The following is a 7434-nucleotide window of genomic DNA, read 5'->3' as shown; positions in this document are numbered from 1 at the left end:
ACGGGCATTAGCGTGAGCCATAGAGGACCTCCTTGGAGTGCATGCCTAGACACATCCACTCCGCCGGGAGGTCCTCCCTATTTCAAGCAGGCACGCCGTCAACAACCTCTCGGGTCACGACACCTAGGAGCATCGGATGAGACTTCGCACCGTGTCGGCGATCGCGATCGGGACGGCGGTGGTCGCCCTCGCGGGGACCGCGGTCGCCGGGTCGGCGAGCGACAACGGCAACGACTGGCCGTACGCGGCACAGAGCGGCCACACGTACACGTTGGCCGCCGTCGGCGACATCGCCTGCGAGCCGGCCGACGCGGAGAACGCCGCGACGCCGTCGACCTTGAAGTGCGGCAGCGCGTCGCTGGGCGGCTACGCCGCCGAGTACGCGACCGCCGGTCAGGCCGACGCGATGCACCCGGACGCCGTCGCGTTGCTCGGCGACGAGCAGTACGAGGTCGGCAAGCTCAGCGACTTCGAGCAGTCGTTCGAGCAGGCCTGGGGCGGCCTCAAGTTCCTCGAGCACCCCGCGCCCGGCAACCACGAGTACTACGCGTACAAGAAGAAGGGCGACAACGAGGCCGCGCAGAACGGCACCGGCTACTTCGGCTACTTCAACGGCCACGACCAGTCGGGCACGCCGAACACGCAGGGGCAGGCCGGCGACGACACCGACGCCCGCCAGGGCTGGTACAGCTACGACCTCGGCAAGTGGCACATCGTCTCGCTGAACATCGAGTGCAACTCGGCGGCGTTCGGCAACGACTGCTCGACGACCGACCAGGGTCTGCTCGCGCAGGAGACGCAGTGGCTCGCGGCCGACCTGCGCGCCAACCACAGCCAGTGCACCCTCGCGTACTGGCACCAGCCGACCTTCACCGCCGCCGACTCGTCGGCCGACGTGGCCGACCCGAGCGCCCCGGGCGCCGACACCGCCGAGGGCGGCGCCGCCGACGCCTGGTGGAAGCTGCTCTACCAGCACCCTGCGACCCTCGTGCTCAACGGTCACGAGCACTACTACGCCCGGCTGCGACCGATGGACCCTGCCGGCCACGCCGACCCGCGCAACGGCATCCCCGAGTTCATCGTCGGCAGCGGCGGCGAGGCCCTCGACACGATCGCCCGCGAGCACGGCGGCTACAGCAACCCGAACGTCGTCACCGGCCAGGACAGCGCGTACGGCGTGCTCAAGCTGACCCTCGGCTCGAACGGCTACAGCTGGGACTACCGGCCCGCCCTCGCCGGCGCCGGATTCGGCTCGTCCGCGCTGAACTACCACGACTCCGGCAGCGCGAGCTGCCGAGGCGGCGACGACGACTGACCCCGTCGGACACCGGAGGGCCCGGGCGCGCGCTGCGCCCGGGCCCGTCATTCATCAGGACGAGGCTGCCGTCGCGTCGGCATGACTGATCCGCCAACGGATGTACTGCGCAATCATCATGATCACCGCGACGGTGAAGAGCCCCGCGAAGGCGATGCCGACGCCGAGCCACGCGAATGGATGATCGGTGCTGTCGCATTCGTAGTCACCGTAGATCGTCGAACAGTCGGACGCGCGGGCGATCGTGCCGATCTGGATTCCAGCGATGACGCTCGCGATGCCGTACAGCGCGCAGAACACCTCAACGGCGCCGGCCCACTTCCTGGCTCGGACGCCCTCAGCGATGGAGCGTTCGGCGGCCCACTGCTCGACGTCGATGGAGGCGGTCATTGCGATCCTTCCGTTGATCGAGGTCGGACGTGACATCGGCGCTCGATGGCCATACCTGAGCGCGGCGCGCGGTGGGCCCAGTTGCATCACCGGATTGGTTGTGCAACCAGCGGCGATCTTGTGCAGGGCGTCCAGGTCGTGCGCGCGCCGTGCACAAGATCCACGAACTCTCCGGACGTGCGAGCGCGTACGGCTTGACCGAAGCGCTGAACTCGGGTTCACTGCTTCCCGTGGCCTACCGACGCACCCCGACCGTGCAGGCACGGCTGGACGCGCAGCGGCTCGGCATCCTCGAGGCGGCCGGCCGGTTGCTCGCGCGTGACGGGTTGCGCGGCTGCTCGGTGACCGCGGTCGCCACCAAGGCGGGTGTCGCGTCCGGCACGGTCTACAACCACTTCGAGAGCAAGTCCGACCTGCTGTGTGCGCTGTTCCGCCGCACGGTCGAGCGCGAGGTCGCCGCCGTTCGTGAGGCGGTCGCGGCGGCTGGCTCGGCCGCCGACCGCGCGGTCGCCGTCATCGAAACCTTCGCCGGGCGCGCCCTGAAGCAGCCCAAGCTCGCCTACGCCCTGCTCGCCGAGCCCACGGAACCCGCCGTCGAGAAGTTGCGTCTCGAGTACCACGCCGAGTTCCGCGACGTCGTCGCCGCCGTGCTCGACGACGGGATCGCCGCGGGGGAGTTGCCGCCGCAGAACGCCGCCGTCGTCGGCGCCGCGCTCGTCGGCGCGATCGACCACGCCCTCGTCGGCCCGCTGACCCGCGGCGAGGCCGAGCCCGACACGCTGCCCACCCTGATCACGTTCGCCCTTCGCGCCGTAGGAGCTGCAGATGCCGCCGACATCCACGCATGAGGTCACCAACCAGGTGCCGCCGATCACGGGGCTCGACATCTCGACCAGTCCTGCGCTGCTCGAGGCGCTGCACCGCGAGGGCGCCGGCTGGGCCGAGGACGAGGTGCGCGGGCTCGCGCGGCTCGGCAACAGCGACGCGGTGCAGACGGCCGGACGGCTGGCGAACGAGCACCCGCCGGTGCTCAGGACCCATGACCGCTACGGCGTCCGAGTCGACGAGGTCGAGTACCTGCCGCAGTACCACGACCTCATGCGCACCGCGGTCGAGCACGGCTTGCACGGCGCCGCGTGGGCCGACGACCGCCCGGGCTCGCACGTCGCCCGCGCGGCGAAGGTCATCGCCTGGGGTGTCGCCGACGCGGGGCACCTCTGCCCGATCTCGATGACCTACGCGGTCGTGCCCGCACTGCGCACGACGCCCGAGCTCGCCGCCGCCTACGAGCCGCTGCTGACCAACCGCAGCTACGACTTCGGACTTCGCGCGCCGCTGAGCAAGTCCGGCCTCATCGCCGGCATGTCGATGACCGAGAAGCAGGGCGGCTCGGACGTGCGCGCCAACACCACGACCGCCACGCCGAACGCCGACGGCAGCTGGTCGCTGACCGGGCACAAGTGGTTCACGTCAGCGCCGATGTCCGACCTGTTCCTGACCCTGGCGCAGACGACGAACGGCCTGTCCTGCTTCCTGGTGCCGCGCATCCTGCCGGACGGCACGCGCAACGCCTTCTTCCTGCAGCGGCTCAAGGACAAGCTGGGCAACAAGAGCAACGCGTCGTCGGAGGTCGAGTACGACGGTGCCCTGGGCTGGCTCGTGGGTGCCGAGGGACGCGGCGTGCGCACCATCATCGAGATGGTCAACATGACCCGGCTCGACTGCTCGCTCATGGCCGCGGGCGGCATGCGGCTCGGCGTAGCGCAGGCGGTGCACCACGCGACGCACCGGCGCGCGTTCGGCAAGGCGCTCGTCGACCAGCCGGCGATGCGCAACGTGCTCGCCGACCTCGCCGTCGACTCGGAGGCCGCGACCGCGGTGGTCATGCGCATCGCCGGGGCGGTCGACCGCGCGAGCCGCGGCGACGCCGCCGAGGCCCTGTTCCGCCGGGTCGCGCTGTCGGTCACGAAGTACTTCCTCTGCAAGCGGCTCGCGTCGCACACCGTCGAGGCGCTCGAATGCCTCGGCGGAAACGGCTACATCGAGGACTCGGGCATGCCGCGTCTGTACCGCGAGGCACCGCTCATCTCGATCTGGGAGGGCTCGGGCAACGTGGCCGCGCTCGACACGCTGCGCGCGATGGTGAAGGAGCCCGACGCCGTCGAGGCGTTCTTCGCCGAGCTGTCGACGGCAGCCGGCACCGACGCGCGCTACGACGACGCGCTCGCCCTGCTGCAGAAGGAGTTCTCGGACTTGGACGACCTCGAGTTCCGCGCACGCCGCCTGGTCGAGCGGATGGCGCTGCTGCTGCAGGGTGCCGAGCTGCTCAAGCACGGCGAGCCGGCAGTGGCGGAGGCGTTCGTGCGCTCGCGGCTCGCCCACGACTGGGGCGTCGCCTACGGCACGCTGCCGCCGGGCGTCGACACCGCCGCGATCCTCGAGCGCGCCGTGCCCGTCGCGTGACGGCCTGGCAGGAGGGGCTGACCGACGGTCCGCTGTTCGACGGCGTGCCCGCGCCGGACGATGGGGCGCCGCAGTACCGCACGCTCACCTACGAGCGCGACGGCCGCATCGCCCGCATCACGTTCGACCGCCCCGAGCACGGGAACGCGATCACGCCCTTCACGCCTGTGGAGCTCGCGGACGCGGTGGAGCGCGCCGACCTCGACCCGCGCGTGCACGTCATCGTGGTGAGCGGCCGCGGCACCGGCTTCTGCGGCGGCTACGACCTGAGTGTGTTCGCCGAGCAGGACATGGCCGGCGCCGAGTCGCCGCCGCGTGACGGGACGGTGCTCGACCCCCGCGTCCAGGCGCGGAACCACGACCCGCACCAGGTGTGGGACCCGATGGTCGACTACGCGATGATGAGCCGCTACAACAAGGGCTTCGCGAGCCTGCTGCACGCGAACAAGCCGACGGTGGCGAAGCTGCACGGCTTCTGCGTGGCCGGCGGCACGGACATCGCCCTGTACGCCGACCAGATCATCGCGGCGTCCGACACCAAGATCGGCTACCCGCCGACGCGCGTCTGGGGCATCCCTGCAGCCGGCATGTGGGCGCACCGGCTCGGCGACCAGCGCGCCAAGCGGCTGCTGTTCACCGGCGACACGATCACCGGCGCCGAGGCGTTCGAGTGGGGCCTCGCCGTCGAGGCGCCCGAGCCCGACGACCTGGACGAGCGCACCGAGGTGCTGCTCGCCCGCATCGCCCGCATGCCGCTGAACCAGCTGATCATGGCCAAGTTGGCGCTGAACTCGGTGCTGCTGGCGCAGGGGGTCGCGTCCAGCGCGATGGTCTCGACCGTCTTCGACGGCATCGCGCGGCACACGCGCGAGGGCCACGGCTTCGTCGCCCGTGCCGCGGAGGCGGGCTTCCGCCAGGCCGTGCGCGACCGCGACGAGCCGTTCGGCGACGCCGGCCGCACCGTCCATCGCGGCTGACGCCGACCCCGGCTTACTGGGAACGATTCCCATATCCGCTACAGTGCGGATGTGGCCGTCCTCGTCTCCCTGCTCGCCTTCGTCTCCACCATGACCGGCGGGGTGGTGGCGATGCGGGCGCGCGACAAGCTGCATCTCATCCTGGGGCTTGCCGCGGGCGTGCTGCTCGGCGTCGCCGCCTTCGACCTGCTGCCCGAGGCGCTCGACACCTCCAAGCACGTGGTCTTCGGCGTGCCGGCGGCGATGCTCATGGTCATCGCCGGGTTCTTCACCATCCACATCGTCGAGCGGTCGCTCGCGATCCACCGCGGTCACGAGCAGGAGTTCGGCGGCCATCACCACGGCCGCGAGCACGCGGCGGTCGCGAACAAGGACCTGCCCGAGGTCGGGCTGCTCGCGGGCAGCGGGCTCGTGCTGCACAGCACGCTCGACGGTGTCGGCATCGGTGTCGCGTTCCAGGCGAACAACGCGATCGGGATCGCGGTCGCGATCGCCGTCATCGCGCACGACTTCGCCGACGGGTTCAACACCTTCACGATCACGTCGCTCTACGGCAACGCGCGCAAGCGGGCGATGACCCTGCTCGGGCTGGACGCGCTGGCGCCGGTCGTCGGCGCGGCGATCGGGATGGCCGTCCCGGTGCCCGAGGGAGCGATCGGGCTCTACCTCGGCTACTTCGCGGGACTGCTGCTGTACCTCGCGACCTCGGACATCCTGCCCGAGGCCCACGCCCGCCATCCGTCACGGTTGACGCTGGTCTGCACCGTCGCCGGTGCGGCGTTCATGTGGCTCGTCGTGGGACTGAGCCAGTAGGGGAGTGGTTCAGCTGGCGCAGCGGTGCAGGGACGCACCGAGCAGCGCCTCACGGCGGGCCTTGACGGCCTGACCCGACGGCAGGAGCTCGCCGAAGTCCTCGAAGACCACGACGCCGTTGCACAGCAGGCTCCAGCCCTGCTCGGGGTGCGCCGAGATGACGTGGGCGGCGTCGCGGTCGGCGGCGTCGGCGTTCGGGCACGGCGGGGTGTGCCGGCACAGACGTTCGAGGGGGGTGACCCCCGAAGCGGTGTTCATCATGTCCAGTCCTGCAATCGCTTGCGGTGATGTGAGCCGATCACCAGTGTCCGCATCGGTCGGCGGTTGTCCAGTGATCGCATTTGGTGTGTCTCAGGACAAATCCTGACAGACCCACCCTAGCTGACGTGTGGTGACTGTGAAAAGTTACCGATCCGTGACCGGATTCGTTCGGACCCGAGACAAACAGGGTCAGGTCCGACCCTCCTCGTCCTGCGCCTTCCGCAGCGTGCCGCCGCGCGGCACCCAGTCGGCGAGGATCGCCGGGAACCCGGCCGCGGTCGCCGCCGCCACCACCTGTTCGTCGTCGTCGACGACGGCGGCCACGCCGCGGGACGCCAGCCGTCGCAGCACGCCGAGCTTGTACTGGGGCGCCGGGCGGTAGTCGTTCCCGGGGCGCAGGTGCAGCTCGGTGCCGGGCAGACCGTGCGCGGCGAGCCAGTCGGCCGTGACGTCGCGCAGCCATTCGGGGCGGCCGGTCAACCAGACGATCTCGTGCCGGTCCGCCAGCTCGCGCACCAGCCGCGCACCAGGCTCGAGCAGGGCGTCGCGGCCGGCGGCGCGGAAGAAGGCGGGGTACGAGCGGCGTCCCTCGAGGTGGTGCAGCCGGTGGCGCACGTCGGCGACGACCCCGTCGATGTCGAACACGGCCAGCACCCGTCCGACAGTAGAGAAGGGTCGTCGGCGCCGCTGGCGACTACCCTGGTGAGTCGTGCGATTCCTCGGCCCGACCCCCGTGTACGACCTCACCTACGACGACGTCTTCATGGTGCCGGCGCGCTCGGAGATCGCCTCCCGCTTCGACGTCGACCTCACCACCGTCGACGGCTCCGGCGCGACCCTGCCGATCGTCGTCGCGAACATGACCGCCGTCGCCGGCCGGCGGATGGCCGAGACGGTCGCGCGGCGCGGCGGGCTCACCGTCCTGCCGCAGGACATCCCGTACCCGGTCGTGCGCGAGGTCGTCGAGTGGGTGAAGCGGCGTCACCTCGTCGTCGACACCGCGCTGACGCTGCGTCCGACCGACACCGTCGGCGATGCGCTGGCCCTGCTGCCGAAGCGCGCGCACGGCGCGGTCGTCGTGGTCGACGGCCGGCGCCCGGTCGGCATCGTGACCGAGGCCGACTGTGTCGGCGCCGATCGCTTCGCGCAGCTGCACCGGGTGATGACGGCCGACCCCAACGTCCTCACCGAGCCGATCGAGCCGCGCACCGCCTT

The 7434-nt window shown here is 70.9% G+C and carries 9 protein-coding genes; 6 read left to right on the top strand and 3 right to left on the bottom strand.

What is annotated here, in order from left to right:
• Window positions 1–136 precede the first annotated feature (136 nt).
• Window positions 137–1315, top strand: coding sequence for a metallophosphoesterase family protein (locus ACTHMS_RS05405; RefSeq protein WP_440305650.1), 1179 nt, complete (start codon window positions 137–139; stop codon window positions 1313–1315).
• A 54-nt stretch (window positions 1316–1369) separates the two neighbouring features.
• Here the strand turns inward: ACTHMS_RS05405 and ACTHMS_RS05400 are convergent, their stop codons facing one another.
• Window positions 1370–1741, bottom strand: a complete 372-nt coding sequence (locus tag ACTHMS_RS05400; RefSeq protein ID WP_440305649.1) for a hypothetical protein — start codon at window positions 1739–1741, stop codon at window positions 1370–1372.
• Window positions 1742–1935: 194 nt separating this feature from the next.
• Here ACTHMS_RS05400 and ACTHMS_RS05395 point away from each other — a divergent pair, with 194 nt between their 5' ends.
• Genes ACTHMS_RS05395 through ACTHMS_RS05380 form a run of 4 tightly spaced genes read left to right on the top strand, consistent with a single transcriptional unit; the run spans window position 1936 to window position 5958 of the window.
• The gene (locus tag ACTHMS_RS05395; protein ID WP_440305648.1) at window positions 1936–2553 is read left to right on the top strand and encodes a TetR/AcrR family transcriptional regulator; all 618 of its coding nucleotides are present in this window, start codon (window positions 1936–1938) and stop codon (window positions 2551–2553) included.
• Window positions 2531–4168, top strand: coding sequence for an acyl-CoA dehydrogenase family protein (locus tag ACTHMS_RS05390; protein ID WP_440305647.1), 1638 nt, complete (start codon window positions 2531–2533; stop codon window positions 4166–4168). Before ACTHMS_RS05395 ends, ACTHMS_RS05390 begins: the two co-directional genes overlap by 23 nt.
• The gene (locus ACTHMS_RS05385) at window positions 4165–5145 is read left to right on the top strand and encodes a crotonase/enoyl-CoA hydratase family protein (RefSeq protein ID WP_440305646.1); all 981 of its coding nucleotides are present in this window, start codon (window positions 4165–4167) and stop codon (window positions 5143–5145) included. Before ACTHMS_RS05390 ends, ACTHMS_RS05385 begins: the two co-directional genes overlap by 4 nt.
• 51 nt (window positions 5146–5196) lie before the next feature.
• A complete protein-coding gene (locus tag ACTHMS_RS05380) occupies window positions 5197–5958 on the top strand; it encodes a ZIP family metal transporter (RefSeq protein WP_440305645.1) in 762 nt (253 codons plus the stop codon).
• A gap of 9 nt (window positions 5959–5967) precedes the next feature.
• On the opposite strand, the gene ACTHMS_RS05375 is transcribed toward ACTHMS_RS05380, so the two are convergent.
• Both ACTHMS_RS05375 and ACTHMS_RS05370 read right to left on the bottom strand, forming a co-directional pair.
• On the bottom strand, window positions 5968–6219 hold the full coding sequence (locus ACTHMS_RS05375) for a DUF5999 family protein (RefSeq protein WP_440305644.1): 252 nt from the start codon (window positions 6217–6219) through the stop codon (window positions 5968–5970).
• 189 nt (window positions 6220–6408) lie between these two features.
• Window positions 6409–6873, bottom strand: a complete 465-nt coding sequence (locus ACTHMS_RS05370; RefSeq protein WP_440305643.1) for a phosphatase domain-containing protein — start codon at window positions 6871–6873, stop codon at window positions 6409–6411.
• A 55-nt stretch (window positions 6874–6928) separates the two neighbouring features.
• Between ACTHMS_RS05370 and ACTHMS_RS05365 the strand changes: the two genes are divergently transcribed.
• On the top strand, window positions 6929–7434 hold a 506-nt coding region (locus ACTHMS_RS05365), incomplete at its 3' end, for an IMP dehydrogenase (protein ID WP_440305642.1).

The organism is Jatrophihabitans sp., from assembly GCF_051960575.1.
Taxonomy (GTDB): domain Bacteria; phylum Actinomycetota; class Actinomycetes; order Mycobacteriales; family Jatrophihabitantaceae; genus JBQCEE01.
This window is presented reverse-complemented; position numbering and strand designations above follow the sequence as displayed.